The 18737-nt window shown below is 57.3% G+C and carries 18 protein-coding genes and 1 pseudogene; 8 read left to right on the top strand and 11 right to left on the bottom strand.

Going from position 1 to position 18737, the window contains the following annotated elements; genetic code table 11:
• Window positions 1-14 precede the first annotated feature (14 nt).
• Both CUN63_RS18350 and CUN63_RS18345 read left to right on the top strand, forming a co-directional pair.
• Window positions 15-608: a phosphoheptose isomerase gene (locus tag CUN63_RS18350; RefSeq protein ID WP_123365680.1), complete on the top strand. Its 594-nt coding sequence runs from the start codon at window positions 15-17 to the stop codon at window positions 606-608.
• Window positions 605-1183 carry a BON domain-containing protein gene (locus tag CUN63_RS18345; protein ID WP_008147477.1) on the top strand — a complete coding sequence of 193 codons (579 nt, stop codon included), beginning with the start codon at window positions 605-607 and terminating at the stop codon, window positions 1181-1183. The genes CUN63_RS18350 and CUN63_RS18345 overlap by 4 nt, the downstream gene beginning before the upstream one ends.
• A gap of 185 nt (window positions 1184-1368) precedes the next feature.
• Here CUN63_RS18345 and CUN63_RS18340 read toward each other — a convergent pair whose 3' ends face one another.
• The 7 genes from CUN63_RS18340 to rplM form a co-directional block, all read right to left on the bottom strand.
• The gene (locus CUN63_RS18340; RefSeq protein ID WP_008155980.1) at window positions 1369-1782 is read right to left on the bottom strand and encodes a ClpXP protease specificity-enhancing factor; all 414 of its coding nucleotides are present in this window, start codon (window positions 1780-1782) and stop codon (window positions 1369-1371) included.
• 16 nt (window positions 1783-1798) lie between these two features.
• Window positions 1799-2416, bottom strand: a complete 618-nt coding sequence (locus CUN63_RS18335; RefSeq protein ID WP_008155978.1) for a glutathione S-transferase N-terminal domain-containing protein — start codon at window positions 2414-2416, stop codon at window positions 1799-1801.
• A 148-nt stretch (window positions 2417-2564) separates the two neighbouring features.
• Window positions 2565-3347, bottom strand: coding sequence for a cytochrome c1 (locus CUN63_RS18330; RefSeq protein ID WP_129441363.1), 783 nt, complete (start codon window positions 3345-3347; stop codon window positions 2565-2567).
• Window positions 3347-4558 carry a cytochrome bc complex cytochrome b subunit gene (locus CUN63_RS18325; protein WP_008155974.1) on the bottom strand — a complete coding sequence of 404 codons (1212 nt, stop codon included), beginning with the start codon at window positions 4556-4558 and terminating at the stop codon, window positions 3347-3349. The genes CUN63_RS18330 and CUN63_RS18325 overlap by 1 nt, the downstream gene beginning before the upstream one ends.
• Complete coding sequence (petA, locus tag CUN63_RS18320; RefSeq protein WP_129441361.1) at window positions 4558-5151, bottom strand: ubiquinol-cytochrome c reductase iron-sulfur subunit; 594 nt, start codon at window positions 5149-5151, stop codon at window positions 4558-4560. The genes CUN63_RS18325 and petA overlap by 1 nt, the downstream gene beginning before the upstream one ends.
• Window positions 5152-5418: 267 nt before the next feature.
• A complete protein-coding gene (gene rpsI, locus CUN63_RS18315) occupies window positions 5419-5811 on the bottom strand; it encodes a 30S ribosomal protein S9 (RefSeq protein WP_003216038.1) in 393 nt (130 codons plus the stop codon).
• 14 nt (window positions 5812-5825) lie between these two features.
• Complete coding sequence (gene rplM, locus CUN63_RS18310; protein ID WP_007905295.1) at window positions 5826-6254, bottom strand: 50S ribosomal protein L13; 429 nt, start codon at window positions 6252-6254, stop codon at window positions 5826-5828.
• A gap of 245 nt (window positions 6255-6499) precedes the next feature.
• On the opposite strand from rplM, the gene CUN63_RS18305 reads away from it, so the two are divergent.
• Entirely contained in the window at window positions 6500-7540 is a 1041-nt protein-coding gene (locus CUN63_RS18305; protein ID WP_129441359.1) for an NADP(H)-dependent aldo-keto reductase, read from the top strand.
• Between the two features lie 104 nt (window positions 7541-7644).
• On the opposite strand, the gene CUN63_RS18300 is transcribed toward CUN63_RS18305, so the two are convergent.
• Window positions 7645-8781 carry an acyl-CoA dehydrogenase family protein gene (locus CUN63_RS18300; RefSeq protein ID WP_129441357.1) on the bottom strand — a complete coding sequence of 379 codons (1137 nt, stop codon included), beginning with the start codon at window positions 8779-8781 and terminating at the stop codon, window positions 7645-7647.
• 244 nt (window positions 8782-9025) lie between these two features.
• On the opposite strand from CUN63_RS18300, the gene CUN63_RS18295 reads away from it, so the two are divergent.
• From CUN63_RS18295 to CUN63_RS18275, 5 genes and pseudogenes are all read left to right on the top strand, one after another.
• Window positions 9026-9922 carry a GlxA family transcriptional regulator gene (locus CUN63_RS18295; RefSeq protein ID WP_173860460.1) on the top strand — a complete coding sequence of 299 codons (897 nt, stop codon included), beginning with the start codon at window positions 9026-9028 and terminating at the stop codon, window positions 9920-9922.
• A 155-nt stretch (window positions 9923-10077) separates the two neighbouring features.
• Window positions 10078-12024, top strand: coding sequence for an FAD-dependent oxidoreductase (locus CUN63_RS18290; protein WP_129441355.1), 1947 nt, complete (start codon window positions 10078-10080; stop codon window positions 12022-12024).
• Window positions 12025-12223: 199 nt separating this feature from the next.
• Window positions 12224-13111, top strand: coding sequence for a nitrilase family protein (locus tag CUN63_RS18285; RefSeq protein WP_129441353.1), 888 nt, complete (start codon window positions 12224-12226; stop codon window positions 13109-13111).
• Between the two features lie 16 nt (window positions 13112-13127).
• Window positions 13128-14335: pseudogene (locus CUN63_RS18280) on the top strand (hypothetical protein).
• A gap of 78 nt (window positions 14336-14413) precedes the next feature.
• Window positions 14414-15394, top strand: coding sequence for an asparaginase (locus CUN63_RS18275; RefSeq protein ID WP_129441351.1), 981 nt, complete (start codon window positions 14414-14416; stop codon window positions 15392-15394).
• A 56-nt stretch (window positions 15395-15450) separates the two neighbouring features.
• Here the strand turns inward: CUN63_RS18275 and zapE are convergent, their stop codons facing one another.
• The 3 genes from zapE to CUN63_RS18260 form a co-directional block, all read right to left on the bottom strand.
• On the bottom strand, window positions 15451-16545 hold the full coding sequence (gene zapE, locus CUN63_RS18270) for a cell division protein ZapE (RefSeq protein WP_129441349.1): 1095 nt from the start codon (window positions 16543-16545) through the stop codon (window positions 15451-15453).
• A gap of 91 nt (window positions 16546-16636) precedes the next feature.
• Window positions 16637-17992, bottom strand: a complete 1356-nt coding sequence (locus tag CUN63_RS18265; RefSeq protein WP_129441347.1) for a tryptophan--tRNA ligase — start codon at window positions 17990-17992, stop codon at window positions 16637-16639.
• Between the two features lie 24 nt (window positions 17993-18016).
• Window positions 18017-18646: an alpha/beta hydrolase gene (locus tag CUN63_RS18260; RefSeq protein WP_129441345.1), complete on the bottom strand. Its 630-nt coding sequence runs from the start codon at window positions 18644-18646 to the stop codon at window positions 18017-18019.
• Window positions 18647-18737 lie beyond the last annotated feature (91 nt).

Raw genomic sequence — 18737 nt, 5'->3', positions numbered from 1 at the left:
TTAAGGTCACACAGATGGACATGCAATCCCGAATTCGCCAGCTTTTTCAGGCCAGTATCGATACCAAGCAAATGGCGATGGACGTACTTGCACCGCACATCGAGCAAGCCAGCCAGGTGATGGTCAACGCCCTGCTCAACGAAGGCAAAATGTTGTCCTGCGGCAACGGCGGCTCTGCCGGTGATGCCCAGCACTTCTCGTCCGAGCTGCTCAACCGCTTCGAGCGCGAACGTCCGAGCCTGCCAGCCATCGCGCTGACCACCGACAGCTCGACGATCACCTCGATCGCCAACGACTACAGCTACAACGAAATTTTCTCCAAACAGATCCGCGCCCTCGGCCAGCCGGGTGACGTTTTGCTGGCGATTTCCACCAGCGGCAACTCGGCAAACATTATTCAAGCGATCCAGGCCGCACATGATCGCGAAATGATTGTCGTAGCATTGACCGGTCGCGATGGCGGCGGCATGGCGTCGTTGCTATTGCCCGAGGACGTCGAGATTCGCGTACCGGCCAACGTCACCGCACGTATTCAGGAAGTCCACCTGCTGACGATCCATTGCCTTTGCGATTTGATCGACAGCCAACTGTTCGGGAGTGAAGAATGACCCCTAATCGCCTAGGCCTTCTGGCCTTGACCCTGTGCCTCGGCATCAGCGGCTGCACCTCGGTGGTTAACGCCAGCCGTGAAGCACCGATCGAAGATGACCGCGGCACCCGCACCTTCGGCAGCAAGATCGACGACTCTCTGATCGACACCAAGGTCGGCGTGAACATTGCCAAGGCCGATCCAGCCCTGGATAACGACTCGCACATCGTCGTCACCAGCTTCAATGGCGTCGTGCTGCTCGCCGGGCAAACCCCGCGTGCCGACCTCAAGGCCAAGGCCGAACAGGCCGCTGCGGCTGTTCAGCGGGTGAAGACAGTCCACAACGAACTGCAAGTCCTGCCACCTTCCGGCTTCCTTGCCCGCCAGAACGACACTTGGCTGACCTCCAAGATCAAGACCCAGATGCTCACCGATCCGAACATTCCGGGCTCGCGCATCAAGGTTGTCACCGAGAACGGCATCGTCTACCTGCTGGGTCTGCTGACCAAACAGGAAGCTGCCCAAGCGACCAACCTGGTGCAAGGCGTTTCCGGCGTACAGAAGATCGTGAAACTGTTTGAGTACATCGACTGATATTTGCTTGCAGGTGATGGCATCCTTGGATCGCCATCGACCTGTAGGAGCTGTCGAGTGAAACGAGGCTGCGATCTTTTGATTTTGCTTTTAAAAGATCAAAAGATCGCAGCCTCGTTTCACTCGACAGCTCCTACGTTTGAAGTGAAATAAAAAAAGGGCGATCCTTGCGGATCACCCTTTTTTTATTTCACCACCTTCAAACTCGGTCGACCGCTGGGACGCGGCGGCTCGCTGTCGGGTGGCGGAATGTCGTCATCCGGCTCGATCTCTTCCTCGTCTTCCATAGGCGATTCCAGATCGAACACCATGCCCTGACCGTTCTCCCGGGCGTAAATGCCCAGGATCGATGCGATAGGCACGTACAAGGTGTGCGGCACGCCACCGAAGCGCCCTTCGAAGCTGACCGCTTCGTTGTCCATGTGCAGATGACGCACGGCTGCCGGCGATACGTTCAGGACAATCTGTCCGTCACTGGCAAAACCCTGAGGCACCTGTACCGACGGATACTCGGAATTGACCAGCATGTGCGGGGTGCAATCGTTGTCCACAATCCACTCGTAGAGCGCGCGGACCAGATAAGGTCGACTGGAGTTCATAGCGGCTCCTTAAGCCTTAGCGCATATCGCGTTCGACACCAGACAGACTCGCCTGGAAAGCCTCACGCGCAAACGAGCGCTCCATGTAATCAAGCAGCGGCTTGGCAGGCCGCGGCAGTTCTATACCCAGAATCGGCAATCGCCAGAGTATTGGCAATAGGCAGCAATCCACCAGGCTTTGTTCCTCACTGAGGAAAAACGGCTTGTCGGCGAACAACGGCGACACGCCGGTCAGGCTTTCGCGCAGCTCTTTACGAGCCACGACACGGGCTGCTTCCTTGGACCGGGAATCCAGGATCAGATCCACCAGACCACACCAGTCACGCTGAATACGATGAATCAGCAGACGGCTGTTGGCACGCGCCACTGGATAAACCGGCAGTAAAGGCGGGTGCGGGTAACGCTCATCCAGATATTCCATCACCACGGTCGACTCCCACAACGCCAGGTCACGATCGACCAGGGTGGGCAAGCTGCCGTAAGGGTTCACTTCAATCAGTTTAGGCGGCTGGCGACCAGCTTCCACGTAAATGATCTCGGCGCTGACACCCTTCTCTGCAAGTACGATACGCACTCGGTGGGAATAGTGGTCGGCGGGGTCGGAGTAACAGGCCAACCGATTGGTCACGCCCATGGCGGTACTCCTCGCTTGTTGAAATTATCGGAAACGGAAAAACGCGCGCGCCCAGAGGGCGCCTCCCGTAACGCCTGGATCACCAGGCTCGTTACACCTTCAGAGACGCCCTTGGGCGCGCGCGATTGACAGCAATTTTACAGCATTATCAATGGACGTCTTTCCAGTATTCACGCTTGAGCAAGTATGCGAATACGAAGAAGAACGCCAGGTACAGCAACACATAGGTACCGATGCGCTGATGCTGCAGCTTCACCGGGTTGGCCGAGTAGGCCAGGAAGGTCACCAGATTCTTGACCTTCTCGTCGAACTGCTCTTCGTTCAGCGTGCCGGTTTTCGGCAGTATGGTCAGCTGGTCGCAGGCTTCATGAGTCAAAGCCGTGCCGGTCAGCGGATCGTATTGCTTCTTGCCGTCTTCGACGATTTGAACTTGTTTACAGCCTACCACCTGACGACCCTGCAGGCCGACCAGAACGTTAGGCATCCCGACGTTCGGGAACACCTTGTTGTTCACGCCCCAAGGACGCGATGGGTCTTCGTAGAAAGATTTCAGGTAACCGTAGAGCCAGTCAGTGCCACGAACGCGGGCGACCAGGGTCAGGTCGGGCGGCGCCGCACCGAACCAGGTCTTGGCGTCAGCCGGCTGCATGCCGATGCTCATGTGGTCGCCGATCTTGGCGCCGGTGAACACCACCTTCGAGAGCATCAGGTCGTGCGGGATGCCCAGGTCATCGGCGACACGCTCGTAACGCTGGAACTTGGCGCTGTGACAGCCCATGCAGTAGTTGGCGAATGTACGCGCGCCATCTTGCATTGCAGCTTTGTCGGAAACGTCGATATCGACCTTTTCCAGCTCAGGACCACCGTGTTCGGCCGCGAAGGACAGCACAGGCAAAGCAGCAAGAATCAGTACAGCAAATAGCTTTTTCATCAGCCAGTCACCCTTTCCGGAACCGGTTTGGTCTTCTCGAGCCTGGTGTAGAACGGCATCAGAATGAAGTAGGCGAAGTACAGGAAGGTACATACCTGCGACAGCAACGTCCGCTCAGGGGTTGGGGCCAGTACGCCCAGCACGCCCAGGATCACGAACGAGATGCAGAACACCCAGAGCCAGATCTTGCTCAGCCAGCCTTTGTAGCGCATCGACTTGACCGGGCTACGATCGAGCCATGGCAGGACGAACAGCACAGCAATGGCCGCGCCCATGGCGATAACGCCCAGGAGCTTGTCCGGAATCGCCCGCAGAATCGCGTAGAACGGCGTGAAGTACCAGACCGGAGCGATGTGCTCTGGCGTCTTGAAGGCGTTCGCCACTTCAAAGTTCGGCTTCTCGAGGAAGTAGCCGCCCATTTCCGGGAAGAAGAACACGATCGAGCAGAAGATGAACAGGAACACCACCACGCCGACGATATCTTTCACGGTGTAGTACGGGTGGAAGGCAATGCCGTCCAGCGGTACACCGTTTTCGTCTTTGAATTTCTTGATGTCCACGCCGTCCGGGTTGTTCGAACCGACTTCGTGCAGCGCCAGAACGTGCAGCACCACCAGACCGAGGATCACGATCGGCAACGCAACAACGTGCAGGGCGAAGAAGCGGTTCAGGGTGATACCGGAAATCAGGTAGTCACCACGGATCCACTGAGTCAGATCGTTGCCGATGACCGGGATCGCACCGAACAGCGAGATGATCACCTGAGCCCCCCAGTAGGACATCTGGCCCCACGGCAGCAGGTAACCCATGAAGGCTTCAGCCATCAGCGCCAGATAGATCAGCATGCCGAAGACCCACACCAGCTCACGCGGCTTCTGGTACGAACCGTAGAGCAAGCCACGGAACATGTGCAGATAGACCACGATGAAGAACGCCGAGGCGCCGGTGGAGTGCAGCAGACGCAGGATCGAGCCGTACTCGACGTCGCGCATAATGTATTCGACGGAAGCAAACGCCTCTTCCGCCGACGGGGTGTAGCTCATGGTCAGCCAGACACCGGTAACGATCTGGTTGACCAGAACGAGCAGTGCGAGGGAGCCAAAGAAATAGAAGAAGTTGAAGTTCTTCGGGGCGTAGTACTTGCTGAGATGGTCTTCCCACATTTTGGTCGCGGGAAAGCGCGCATCAACCCAATCCATGAACTTGCTCATCACGCTTTCTCCGTATCGACGCCAATGACAATGACGTCATCGGTTTCATAGGAATGCGGGGGAACTGGCAGGTTCAAAGGCGCAGGTTGCGACTTGTAGACGCGGCCAGCCAGATCGTAGTGGGAGCCGTGGCAAGGGCAGAAATAACCACCTACCCAGTCCTTGCCCAGATCCGCAGGTGCCACTTCTGGACGGAAGGTCGGCGAGCAACCCAGGTGTGTGCAGATACCGATCAGCAGCAGAACCTCTGGCTTGATCGAACGCGTTTCTGGATCGACGTAGGTCGGTTGTGTCGAGTTCTTGGAGGTCGGGTCAGACAGCTGGCCCTCGATCTTTTTCAGATTCCCCAGGATTTCCGCGGTTCGGCGGACAATGAACACCGGCTGACCGCGCCACTCAGCAATCATCTGCTGGCCTGGCTCGATTTTGCTGACATTCACCTTCACCGGTGCACCTGCAGCTTTCGCCTTGGCACTGGGAAACCATGACCCCACGAACGGGACCGCAGCCCCCACCGCTCCTGCAGCACCCACCACGGATGTGGCTGCTACCAAGAAGCGACGCCGGCCTGCATTCACGCCGTCATTGCTCATTCAGTCCTCTCCCATCAGCTTTGTGGCCTGTTAAATCAGGCGTCTACTAAGTAAAAATCTGAACTTATAAAAATTTTGCCGAATGGTAATGAAAAGCCCCAATTCTGACAAGGTAATTACCGAGGGGCTCCACTGCCAAGCCTTGCAGTATAGGGCTTCTACGGCTGTGGCAAGTTGTCACAGAGCAATTCTTTGATAAATCGCGCCCATAAAAAAACGCCCAGCTTCGCGAGGAAACTGGGCGTTCTTTTTGAACGTAAAAGCGAATTAACGCTTCGAGTACTGCGGACGCTTACGCGCTTTACGCAGACCAACTTTCTTACGTTCAACTTCACGTGCATCGCGAGTAACGAAGCCAGCTTTGCGCAGAGCGCCACGCAGGGTTTCGTCGTACTGCATCAGTGCGCGAGTGATACCGTGGCGGATTGCGCCAGCTTGACCACTTACACCACCACCGATCACGGTGACGTAGATGTCGAATTTCTCGACAGTCTCAGTCAGTTCCAGCGGCTGACGAACTACCATGCGGGCAGTTTCGCGGCCGAAGAAATTTTCCAGGGTGCGGTTGTTGATGGAGATGTTACCAGTACCCGGACGCAGGAAAACGCGTGCGGTTGCGGTCTTGCGACGGCCAGTGCCGTAATTTTGAGTCGCCGACATAATGAACTATTCCGTTAAAACTTCAGTTCTTGGGGCTGCTGAGCAGTATGAGGGTGTACAGCGCCCGCATAGACTTTCAGCTTACGATACATGTCGCGACCCAGCGGGTTCTTAGGCAGCATGCCTTTGACCGCGGTCTCGATCACGCGCTCAGGGGCTTTAGCGATCAGCTTTTCGAAGTTGATCGACTTGATGCCGCCCGGGAAACCGGAGTGGGAGTAGTAGATTTTGTCGGTGGTTTTAGCACCGGTTACACGAATCTGCTCGGCATTGATAACGACGATGTAATCGCCGGTGTCAACGTGAGGAGTGTACTCAGCTTTATGCTTGCCACGCAGACGGCTCGCGATTTCGGTGGCCAGACGACCCAGGGTCTGACCTGCAGCGTCGACGACAAACCAGTCGCGCTGTACTGTTTCCGGTTTAGCAGTAAAAGTTTTCATTCTTTATAGCCTCAGGGGCCGCCCTGTAAATTAGACGGCGGATCTTACTGAATAGTGCGTACTTTGACAAGTCAAAGGCAGCCGGATACAGACGCTTTCGGGGGCTCGGGTCGGCGCGTCCGTTCAACGGCAAGATTCTTCGGCGGCGGCGCATCACTTCCACTGCAGAAAGAGGTGCGCAATTATGCAGATTGCGAAAAATAATTCAACCTGCTTTTATGATTGTTTTGCCCAAGGAGCACCCGATGGACTATCGCCAGCTAGGCCGAACCAATCTGAACGTGAGCGCCATCTGCCTCGGAACCATGACCTGGGGCGAGCAAAACAGCGAGGCTGAAGCCTTCGCCCAGATTGAACGGGCCAAAAGCGCCGGGATCAATTTCATCGATACCGCCGAGATGTACCCGGTGCCGCCAAAAGCCGAAACCTACGCCACCACCGAGCGCTACATCGGCAATTACTTCAAAAGCCGCGGTGATCGCGCCGACTGGATCCTGGCCAGCAAGATCGCCGGCCCCGGCAACACCATCGACTACATCCGCGACAAAAACCTGCGGCACAACCGCCAGCACATCACCGAAGCCGTGGACGCCAGCCTCAAGCGCTTGCAGACCGACTACATCGACCTCTACCAGCTGCATTGGCCGGAGCGCAGCACCAATTTCTTCGGTCAGCTCGGCTACAAACACCAAATCGAAGCCAACCTCACGCCGCTGGAGGACACCCTCGAAGCGCTGGACGAACAGGTCAAGGCCGGCAAGATCCGCCACATCGGCCTGTCCAATGAAACGCCATGGGGTACCATGCGCTTCCTCGCCCTGGCCGAAGCCCGTGGCTGGCCACGCGCGGTGTCGATCCAGAATCCGTACAACCTGCTCAACCGCAGCTTCGAAGTCGGTCTGGCGGAAATCGCCATCCGCGAACAGTGCGGCCTGCTCGCCTATTCGCCGCTGGCGTTCGGTTTCCTGTCAGGCAAGTACGAAGGTGGCGCGCGTCCGCCTAAAGGCCGCCTGAGCCTCTACAGCCGCTTCAGCCGCTATTTCAACCCGCAGTCGGAAGCTGCGTGCAGTCGTTATGTGGCACTGGCGCGTGAACACGGCCTGGACCCGGCGCAAATGGCGTTGGCGTTTGTCACTCAGCAGCCATTTGTGACCAGCAACATCATTGGCGCAACGACGATGGAGCAGCTTGAAAGCAATTTAGCGAGCTTCGAGCTGAAACTGTCGGATGAAGTACTGGAGGGGATCGAGGCGATTCACAAGGATCACCCGAACCCGGCACCTTGATTGATTCATAGACCCCATCGCGAGCAAGCTCGCTCCCACAGGTTTTGCGCAATACCTGTGGGAGCGAGCTTGCTTGCGATGGCGGCCTAACAGTCACCGCAAGGTCAAAGCGACCGCGCAATAATCTCCTTCATGATTTCATTGGTCCCCGCATAAATCCGCTGCACCCGCGCATCCGCCCACGCCCGGGCGATCGGGTATTCCCACATGAAACCGTAACCGCCATGCAACTGCACGCACTCGTCGAGCACCTTGCATTGCAAGTCAGTGCCCCAGTACTTGGCCATCGCCGCGGTCGGCACGTCGAGTTTGCCTTGCAGGTGCAGTTCCAGACAGCGATCGACGAAGACTCGACCGATCTGAATCTCGGTCGCCATCTCCGCCAGTTTGAAGCGGGTGTTCTGGAAGTCGGCGATCGCCTTGCCGAATGCCTTGCGCTCGCGGGTGTAATCCAGCGTCCATTGCAACGCAGCTTCAGCCGAAGCAAGCCCGCCGATGGCAACGGTAAGACGCTCCTGCGGCAATTCCTGCATCAGGTACGCGAAGCCCATCCCCGCTTGCCCCAGCAGGTTTTCTTTTGGCACTCGCACGTCCTGGAAGAACAATTCCGAGGTGTCCTGAGCCTTCATGCCGACTTTTTCCAGACGCTTGCCCTTGGCGAAGCCTGGGGTGTTGGCTTCCACCAGAAACAGGCTGGTGCCTTTCGCGCCAGCCTTCGGATCGGTCTTGGCCACGACAATCACCAGGTCAGCGAGAAAGCCGTTGGTGATGAACGTCTTCGAACCGTTGATCACATACTCGTCGCCATCGAGCACCGCGGTGGTTTTCACCCCTTGCAGGTCGGAACCGGCACCCGGCTCGGTCATGGCAATCGCCGTGACCATCTCGCCAGACACCAGTTTCGGCAGGTATTTGTGTTTCAGCGCTTCACTGCCGTAATGAAGGATGTAAGGCGCGACGATGTCCGAATGCAGGGAAAAACCGATACCGGTCAGGCCGAGACGACCGATCTCTTCGATCACCACCGCGCTGTAGAGAAAGTCCGCCCCCAGGCCGCCGTACTCTTCCGGCAGATGCGAACACAGCATCCCCGCCTCCCCTGCCTTGTTCCAGAGTTTGCGGTCGATATAGCCTTGTTTTTCCCATTGCCCATGGAACGGCACGGCCTCTTTTTCGAGGAACGTTCGCACGCTGTCGCGAAAAAGTTCGTGCTCGGAGCTGAACAAGGTTCTGGGGATCATGCGGCACCTGTCGTTATTGTTAGCCGGAATTGACCTTCAGAGACTATGCCTCGCATCCGATACAGGACACTGGACACATCCGACAAAAAATAAGACGATCCAGCCGTCTGGTGACCACTTTCCCCTATAAGAATAAAGTTGAATTATGTCTAACCAAGTCTCCACGCCCTTGCGGCGCGTCAGCATCCTGGCTATCGACCGGGTTTTCGCTTCCACCCTCATGCAAGCCAAGGATTTCTTCCACCTGGCCAGCCTGCGTTACGGCAAACAACTGGGCCAAGGCCTGACTCCGGCGTTCGAAACCCGCCTGGTCAGCCCCGACGGCAAACCGGTAAACAGCTTCAGCGATGTAATCATGCCGGTGGACGGCGGCCTGGAAAACGCCGACATCATTGTCCTTCCAGCGTTCTGGGACGATTTCGACACCCTCTGCCAACGTTATCCACAGGTCCTGCCCTGGCTGCGCCAGCAACATGCTCGCGGCGCAGTACTCTGCGGCGAAGCCACCGGGGTGTTCTGGCTGGCCGAGGCCGGGCTGCTCGACGGCAAGGAAGCGACCACTTACTGGCGTTTCTTCAATGCGTTTGCCGAACGCTTCCCACGGGTTCAGCTCAATCAGGACAAGCACCTGACCGATGCCGACAACCTGTACTGTGCTGGCGGAACCACCTCGGCCTGCGACCTTTACATTTACCTGATCGAACGCTTCTGCGGCGCCAACGTGTCCCAGGCCGTGGCGCGGGACATTCTTTATGAAGTGCAGCGCAGCTACTCGCCAGGACGAATCGGTTTCGGCGGTCAGAAGCTGCACCAGGATGTGATCATCCTGCAGATCCAGCACTGGCTCGAAGAACACTTTGCCGACAAATTCCGCTTCGAAGACGTGGCTCGCGAACACGGCATGAGCATCCGCAATTTCATGCGGCGCTTCCAGACCGCCACCGGCGACAAGCCGCTGCATTACCTGCAACGACTGCGTATCGAGACGGCCAAAGGCTTGCTGTCCGGCAGCCGCAAGAGCATCAAGACCATCAGCTATGAAGTCGGTTACGACGATGCGAGCTTCTTCGCGCGGTTGTTTCGCCAGCACACGGAATTGTCGCCGAACCAGTATCGGCAGCAGTTCCAGCAGGCGGCGTAGCCCAATACCGCAGGGATCCTTAGCCGGAGCCCTGCTGGTCTTTTCCCACGCTAAAAAACGAATAAAGAGTATCTGCGAGCCTTACTTGTCTCCTATACGCTGCGCGTTCAGAACCTCAACATCGTCCCTGAAAACACCATCAGGGAAGATCAACAGTGACTATCGGATCAAGCTACAACTACCCCTCCTATGCCACGAAGGATGCCGCTCGCCCAAAACGCTCGGCGGAAAACAAGTGGAAGGCCCGTTTCCCCAACCCGCCAGATTTGTGCTTCGACTATCGCGCATTGGTTGAACAGGAAAACGGCATCGCCAAGGCAACTGACCCACAACATAAAATTTGCATTATTGGCGCCGGCGTCACCGGACTGACGGCCGCCAGAGAGCTTTATCGTTGCGGGTTCACCCATATCACCCTCATAGAACAATCCAGACGCATAGGCGGCAGACACCTGACCGTCCCTGGAAGCCCGAACTCGGCGATGAGTCATACACCGTTTGAAATGGGGGCCATGCGCATGCCCTTCTTCAACCGGGCGGACGAGTCACCGACAGAGGGCCGGTCGCTGATGGCTTACTACGCCAAGGCATTCGACCTGGCGTTTTCAGATTTTGCCAATCCCGGAAGCCAGTGGGTCACTTCGACCGGTATCTATCTGCGAGAGGGCAGCATGGGCGGCGGACCGACTCCGCAGATGCTGATCTGGAAAAATGAAGATGGCCAGACACCACCTCCCGGTGAAGAACTGCAAAAGGTTTATGCAAAGTGGAAGGCCTTTGCCGATCGCATGACCCGGCACGTCGCAGAGGTTTACGCCAGTCAGGCATGGGAAGCCATGTGGGCTGCTATCGTCGAAAAATACGAGAGCGTTTCGTTTCGCGATCTGGTCAGCATGCCCGCCCTGCAAGCTTGGGATGAACGCTCACCGGGGGACTTTGGCGGAATGGGAATGTCCGCGCAGGAGTCCGCGATCTTCTATGCCATTGGCATCGGCGACGGTAGTTGGGGAGCCTTTTACGATGTCTGCTCCCTTTATCCTCTGCGCACTGCCATTTTTGGATTCAGCAGCCAACTGCAATTGATCCATGGTCGGGTCGACTCAATTGGCGATCCGCTGGATTCACCCTGCCTGCACAGCGAAGCCGTTTTTGACTCGACGGGGCTGAGTTTCGACAGGCCCCGCTACATCGGTCTTGCAGCGTTGGACGAATGCCTGCTGTTCATGAAAACCGACGAAACCGGAAAGTCCTTCTACGAACACTGCCAGGAAAGAAACAACGGTTTGCTCATGGACTCATCCGTTACAAAACTTAAAAAACTGACGAACCAGAAAACACGCGTCTACTACAACTCGAAACATAGTCAACCCGAGCAAATCCAGGAGCACTACGATGACTTTGATTCGGTCATCATGACCCTTCCCTCCTGGCTGATCGAAACTCGCATCAAGCTTGAAAACTTCACGCCACAGATGCTGCCGTTCGAGACGATCAATGCCTATAAAACCGCGCACTGGGAAACCAGTTGCAAAGTCTTCGCACCGTTAAAAAAATCCTTCCTTTCGAAAAACAGAAAAATCCCGCAAGCCATCGTCACTGACAGTTTTATCCACGACGTCTACACCTACCGCTACAACGATAGCTACAGTTATGACTGCATCCTTTTAAGTTACACATGGGAGGACGACGCTACCAAACTCGCCTCATTCACCGACAAGGAACTGGTGAACAAGTGCGCCAAAGAGCTGGACCGGATCCTCATGAACGCCGCCAATATCCAGGAGAAAATCACTCCCTACATTGCCCTGGATCAAGCCGTGGTCCAACGCTGGATCACCGATAAAAATGCGCTGGGTTGTGCAAAGTTATACCGACCCGGCACCTACTACGACGCCGTCAGCCTGATGAAGTACAACCGGGACTTCGCGCATGTTTCAGGTCTGTATTTTTCCGGGGAGTCGTTTTCAGTCGATGCTGGCTGGACCGAGCCGTGCTTTCGGGGCGCCGTCGATGCGGTCATTCATATCTGCAACAAAACCGGCGCAGCCTTCCATGGCGGTTTTTCCATGAGCGACTATCCGCACTATAACGTCAGAACCTGATTAGCTTCCTTGCTCTGGAGCCATGCACGACGTGCATTGGCTCTACTTTGGCGACCCTCCTGCCAAGCGCCTCGCGCAGTCATCTTGGGATACGGACTACACCCTAAACGGAAATAGCTGACTTACACGTTCTCGCCGATTCGACTCTCATAAGCACGCAATTAAACAGCGTGAATAACAATAAAAAGAGGTCATCGGAATGAGCGAGCCAACAAGTCCTGTTCGTGTAGCAGTCGTGCAATTCGATCCACAAGTCGGCAGGCAAAATCGCGAAGCAAATCTGCGTAACAGCCTGGAATTAGCGTTGGAAGCGGCAAATGACGGTGCGAATCTCATCGTCCTGCCCGAGCTTTCAAGCACAGGTTACTTCTTTAAAACCCGGCAGGATGCGTTCGATCATTCGGAGGCCGTTCCCAGCGGGCCGAGCGTGCAGAGCTGGATGGACTTTGCCCGCCAGCACAAGGTTTATCTGGTCGCCGGTTTGACGGAGCGCGACGGCATGCAGCTGTTCAACACCGGCGTTCTTGTCGGGCCTGACGGCTTCATCGGCAAGTACCGAAAAGCACATTTATGGAATCTGGAAAAATTGTGGTTCACGCCGGGCGATCTAGGCTTCCCGGTTTTCGACACCCCAATCGGTCGTATAGGGATGTTGATCTGCTGGGATATCTGGTTCCCGGAAGTACCGCGCATTTTGAGCCAGCAAGGCGCCGACATTATTTGCAGCCTGAACAACTGGGTCTGGACCCCGCCACCCCTGTTCGATGACGCCGGCAAGTGCATGGCGTCGTACCTGACGATGACGGCGGCTCACGTCAATAATGTGTTTATTGCGGCGGCGAGCCGGATCGGCGAAGAGCGAGGTGCACGTTACCTGGGTTGTTCGCTGATCGCGGGCACCAATGGCTGGCCGATTGGCCAGGTGGCTTCAGCGGACAAGCAGGAGATCCTGTTTGCCGACATCGACCTGACCAGCTCGCGCAGCGCGCCCATCTGGAACAACTTGAACGATTTGCATCGCGATCGTCGAGCCGATCTCTACGATCAAATGCTCGGCTACACCCAGCACCCTTGTCTGCCGCGCTGATAAGGGGGCATGACTGATGGACACCACAAACGAAAAACCGCAAAACCGGCTTGTCGCCAGGACGCCGCTGGATACGGCGGTCATCTGGCTGATGCTCGGCGCGGCACTGTTGATCATCTGGCTTTCATTCACCTACCGGTCATCCTGGTCAGCGCATTGGCCAGACTACAGTCACATGGTATCGAGCCTCCCGGAACCGAGTGCCTGGCTGCGTTGGGTCCTGGGAGACATCAGCGAGGTGGCGTTCTACAAACATGAGTTCGCTTCGATCGGGCTGCTTGCAGGCGCCTATCTGGCCTACTGGGCGAATCGAACGGGAAAAGCCTGGCAAGGCTTTACCATTTGCTACGGCAGCGGATTATGGCCGTGGCTCGTCACCAGCTCATTGCTTGGGCTGTTGCTGAGTAACCTGCTGTGGGGCTGGACGGTCACGGCCACCAGTTGGCAACCCACGTTTGCCGCCTTTGTTTCGTTGCCGGCGGCGATGGTGCTGATGTTCGGTGGCGGCTGGAAGGTCACGATCAATGGCGCAATCATGGGCGCCGTGTTCGTCACCCCGATGTGCTTGCTGATCGTCAATTACGTCTGCAATCCCCTCGGATTACCAGCCGTGATTGGCAATGTCTCGGGCATGGCGGTCGCCAGTGTCGGCGCTTTTCTGCTCTGCCGTTACCTGCCGAGCCTGGTGAACTCCGATCGACCCGAGAAGCCGTCCGCCCCTGTGCCCGCACCCGCCATAACCAAAACGCCCGACTATGGTGTCGTGTGGAGTCTACGTCGGGTGTTGGCTGACTTTCGGAAGCGCCGTTCTTCGGCAATGAATGGGCCAGTCTCGGCTTGATCGCGGGAGCCTTGCTGGCTTACACCTTGAACCCGACGAGCCCAGTGTATGGCACGGGCTTGCTGCCCCAACTGATCGCCGCGCAGGCGTTGACTTCGGCGTTAGGGGTAGCGATCTGGCGTCGACAATGGATATTGCGCGGCTGGTATCCCACCTATGTTCCATTGGTGTCAGTCGTTCCCGCGGCCGTTCTGACGTACGGTGGCAGCTGGCAGGTCATAGCCTCAAGCGCACTGCTGGGGGCACTGATTGCGCCACCGCTGGCGTGCGCGATTGCTAAGCGGTTGCCGGCCGACATGCACGGTTTCATCGGCAATGTACTGGCCATGGCCATTAGTACGTTGCTGATCATTCCGTTTATCGGACTGCTGGTAGCCAACTGACGAACGTCACGATTGGGCTGTATCACGGACTCAATTCCGGATACAGCCACTTCTCATCACAAGCTAATGAGGTATCACATGGACCTGCCCAAACTGGCCATTGCGGCGCTCGGCGGCACCGTGAGCATGCAAGCCAGCAACACCGGCGAAGGGGTGATCCCGACCGTCAGCGGCGAAACCCTGCTGGCCTCGGTGCCAGAGTTGGCGACCTTGGCACAGGTCACCGTAGAAACGCTCGGACTGTTGCCCAGTGCCTCACTGGATTTCGACTTTTTGCTGAGCGTCCTTTCCTGGGCTAATGTTCAAATCAGACAAGGTGCGGTGGGTGTTGTCATCACTCAAGGCACAGACACCCTCGAGGAAACCGCCACATTTTTTGACTATTTGTGGGACAACGACGAGCCGTTGGTCCTGACCGGCGCCATGCGTTCGGCAGCCCAGGCAGGGGCCGATGGTCCGGCGAATCTGCTGGATGCTTGCCGGGTTGCACTGGCTGAAAGCAGCCGTCATCGAGGCGTTCACGTGGTGATGAACGGACAGATTCATTCAGCGAACGCCGTCCGCAAAACCGATTCATTAGCATTGCAGGCGTTTTCCTCCCCCATCGTTGGTCCTGTCGGCATGCTGATGGAAAACACCGTCAACTATCTGCGCCTGCCAGTCCAGCGCAGGGTCCTGCCGCTGCCCCAGCTGACCACACAGAAGATTGCCCTGCTGGAAGCGTCACTTTGCGCCGATACCCTGTTAATCGAGAACATCCTAGAACTGGGTTACGACGGACTGGTGATTGCGGGTTTCGGTGCAGGACACGTTGGCGCGAGCTGGACAGATGTAATTGAAACCATCGCCAGAAAAATCCCTGTCATCGTTGCCACCCGGACAGGTTCCGGCTCCACGGCTCAATCGACCTACGGATTTATTGGCAGCGAGATGGACCTGATCAGTAAAGGTGCATTGATGGCTGGATTTCTCTGTCCACGCAAAGCCAGAATCCTGCTGTGGCTGCTCGTCGGCTGCCAGCGACAAGATGAAGTGGCGCGCTTTCTCGTTCAAAACTGACACACAGCGCACAAAAAAGGCCTGCAATGCAGGCCTTTTTTGTTATCCGAAATTTCCTACGGCTTGTGCGCCCGGGACAGGAATTCGTGAGACTGCATTTCCAGCAGACGGCTGAGGGTGCGCTGGAACTCGAAGTTCAAGCGACCGCCGGTATAGAGGTCTTTCAACTCGACTTCAGCGGAAATGATCAGCTTCACGTTGCGGTCGTAGAACTCGTCGACCATGTTGATAAAGCGTCGGGCGATGTCGTCGGTGGTGACGCTCATCTGCTCGACACCGCTGAGCAACACAGCGTGGAAGATCTTGCCCAGTTCGATGTAATCGTTCTGGCTGCGCGGGCCGTCGCAGAGTTCGCGGAAGTCGAACCAGGCCACGTCATCGCACGTACGCAAGGCGCGAATTTCGCGGTTCTCGATCATCAGCACATCGTTCTCGATGGCTGCCGTGCATTCCGGCGTCAGGGCGCGGAAGCTCTTGCGCAGGCTTTCGTGGGACGCATCATCCAGCGGAAAGTGGAACAGCTCCGCTTGCTCAAGGTGACGCAGACGATAATCGACGCCGCTGTCGACGTTGACGATCTCGGTGTTCTGCTTGATCAGCGCAATGGCCGGCAGGAAGCGCGCACGTTGCAGGCCGTCCTTGTACAGACCGTCCGGCACGATGTTCGAGGTCGCGACCAGGGTCACGCCGTTCTTGAACAGCTCTTCCATCAGCGTGCCGAGGATCATCGCGTCGGTGATGTCGGACACGAAGAACTCATCGAAACAAATCACCCGGGCTTCGTCAGAGAAGCGCTTGGCGATGATGGTCAGCGGGTTTTTCTCGCCGCCGAGGGTCCTCATCTCTTCGTGCACTCGCTTCATGAAGCGGTGGAAGTGAGTGCGGACCTTTTCCTTGAACGGCAGCGCTTCGAAGAAGGTGTCGACCAGATAGGTCTTGCCACGGCCGACGCCGCCCCAGAAGTACAGACCCTTGACCGGTGCCGCGTCTTTCTTGCCAAACAGTTTGCCGAACAGACCCGGTTTGCTGTGCGAGGCCGCGACCAGATCGTCGTACAGGCGCTGCAAATGGCGCACCGCAGTTTCCTGCGCGGCGTCATGGAAGAATTCCGGGCGTTTCAGATCAGCTTGATATCGTTCTAGGGGCGTCATAATTCGTTAGCAAGGCAACAAAAACGGGCCGTCACTGTAGCGACGGCCCGTGGGAATGGCAATCGGCCCTTGGTCGGGCCGAGCCGCTGATTTATTCCTGAACTGGCGTCAGAGCAACCCGCAAAGTGTCGATGGCGACGTCGCGAGCGGCGTCGTCAGCGAAAGTCGGGCTGTCGGCCACGCACTCGCCTTCCAGCCAGACGCTGAAGCTGCGGTCTTCACTGCGCACATCCAACGGTTGACCCGATTGCAACTGCTTGGTCACTTGACCTGCGGTTTTGCCGTCGGCGAAGTTGCGCGACAACAGCAGCTGCTCGCCATCGGCCGCCAGCAGACGGAAACGGAAGCTGCTGTCTTCTTCGCGGAAACTGACAAAACGCGCGGCTTTCGCGGCTTTCTTCTTGGTGGTGGTCGCGACCTGGGTCTGAGCGACGAAAGAGCGCAGGCCAACCGCTTCACGCAGTTCGTGAAGGAACGGTGTCGCCACCGAGCGGGCCTTCTTGGCGCCGATCTGGAGGATGTCTTCCAGATCCGCCGGGCGTTCGATCAGCTGGTGATAACGCTCGCGGGACTCGCCCAATTCGTTGTCCAGCAGCTGGAACAGACGATTCTTCGCCTCCCCCCACCCCAGGCCCTGCAACAGTTCGCTGCGGAATTCGTCGGACTGCGCCGGGGTGGCGAAGGCCTGGAACAAGGTGAACAGGTGCGAGTTGTCCGGATCTTTCGCCTCGCCCGGCGCACGGGAGTCGGTGACGATCCGCGAAATCGCGTCCTTCATTTCCTTGGCGCTGCTGAACAACGGAATGGTGTTGTCGTAGCTCTTCGACATCTTGCGACCGTCGAGGCCGGGTAGCGTGGCGACGCTTTCTTCGATCAGCGCCTCGGGCATGGTGAAGAATTCTTTGCCCTGACCGAACAGGTGATTGAAGCGCTGACCGATGTCACGGGCCATTTCCACGTGCTGGATCTGGTCACGGCCGACCGGCACCTTATGGGCGTTGAACATCAGAATGTCCGCGGCCATCAGCACCGGGTAGCTGTACAAGCCCATGGTGATGCCGGCGTCCGGGTCTTCGCCGGTTTCGATGTTCTTGTCCACCGAAGCCTTGTAGGCGTGGGCGCGATTGAGCAGGCCCTTGGCGGCAACGCAGGTCAGCAGCCAGGTCAACTCGGGGATTTCCGGGATGTCGGACTGGCGATAGAAGGTTACGCGGTCCACATCCAGGCCACCGGCCAACCAGGTCGCGGCGATTTCCAGACGCGAGCGCTGGATGCGCAGCGGGTCATCGCATTTGATCAGGGCGTGGTAGTCGGCCAGGAAGTAGAACGAATCGGCATTGCTGTCACGGCTGGCAAGGATCGCCGGGCGGATGGCGCCGGCGTAGTTGCCCAGGTGAGGCGTGCCGGTGGTGGTGATGCCGGTGAGGATACGGGTACGAGTCGTCATGGGTAATCGCTTGTCAGACTGCAATCAATTCGAAAGACGCGGCAGGATCAGATCCTTGAGATCGGTCAGCTTGCCATGAAAAAAGTGTCCGCATTCTGCCACTTTCAGCAGCTCATGGGGGCGTTCGAGCTTGTCGGACCATTCGTAAACGAGCTGCGGATCAATGACTTCGTCGGTTTCTGGCTGAATCAGGGTCAGCTCGCCGTGTTGCGGCAGTTGATCCTGATCGCCCAGACGCATCACCGCAGGCGCGACCATGAACAGGTGCTTGAGCTGCTCACCCTTGGCTTCCAGACGTCCGCCGAGACTTGCTGCAACAAAACCGCCGAAGGAGAATCCGAACAGCGTCAGCGGCAACTCGGGGTGCTTGGCTCGTAGCCATTCGGCAACGGCTTGGGCGTCATCGACTTCGCCCGTGCCCATATCGTGGGTGCCTTCACTGGCACCGACGCCACGGTAGTTGAAGCGCAAAGTAATCAAACCTGCGTCACGCGCGGTGCGCTGCAAGGTCGAGACGACTTTGTTGAGCATGGTGCCGCCCTGCACCGGGTTCGGATGGCAGATCAGCGCCAGGCCGCGGGGCTGTTCGTTATCCAGGTAGAGGGACTCCAGTTGACCAACCGGGCCATCAATCACTACAGGGGTTTCGCGCATAAGCAAGGAAGGAACTCCGTGACCTCGAATCGGGTCGACTCGTCTAGCAAATTGTCTGTGCCAATCTATTGCGAGTGAATCGCGGTATACA

Source organism: Pseudomonas sp. ACM7 (assembly GCF_004136015.1).
In the GTDB taxonomy this organism is placed as follows: domain Bacteria; phylum Pseudomonadota; class Gammaproteobacteria; order Pseudomonadales; family Pseudomonadaceae; genus Aquipseudomonas; species Aquipseudomonas frigoris.
This window is presented reverse-complemented; position numbering and strand designations above follow the sequence as displayed.